The following is a 452-nucleotide window of genomic DNA, read 5'->3' on the forward strand; positions in this document are numbered from 1 at the left end:
GCTAGAAAGTGGTTTAAGAAAGCCGCAAAATTAGGAAATGACAAAGCTGCCTATAGTTTAGGATATCTATACTTAAAAGGTTTTGGAAACATTGAACAAGATTATAACAAAGCTGTAAAATGGTTTTTAAAAAGCGAACACCCTATGGCGAAATATTGGTTAGGAGTTTGTTATTATAACGGATATGGTGTTGAAAAAAATATTGCAAAGGCAAACACTTTATTAGAAACAAACTTTACAGAGACTGAGACAACTATTTCAAGTTCAGTAAGTACTGATAAGGATACAGAAAACACACCAGCAAATGAATTAATCGTACAGGAGCAGCAAGATGAAGTATTTGCCCCAGAGATTACAGAAGAAACTTTATTAGGAAAATGGAAAGGTAAGTTACTCTTATTAGATTGGTCTAAAAATCATATCAAAACCAAAAAAGATATTGAAATAATAGT

General features: G+C 31.6%; 1 protein-coding gene. It reads left to right on the forward strand.

What is annotated here, in order from left to right:
• Positions 1-452 (forward strand): tetratricopeptide repeat protein (locus Q0873_RS18180; protein ID WP_299110217.1); only part of this gene is annotated, 452 nt, incomplete at both ends.

This window comes from uncultured Tenacibaculum sp., from assembly GCF_947498805.1.
Taxonomy (GTDB): domain Bacteria; phylum Bacteroidota; class Bacteroidia; order Flavobacteriales; family Flavobacteriaceae; genus Polaribacter.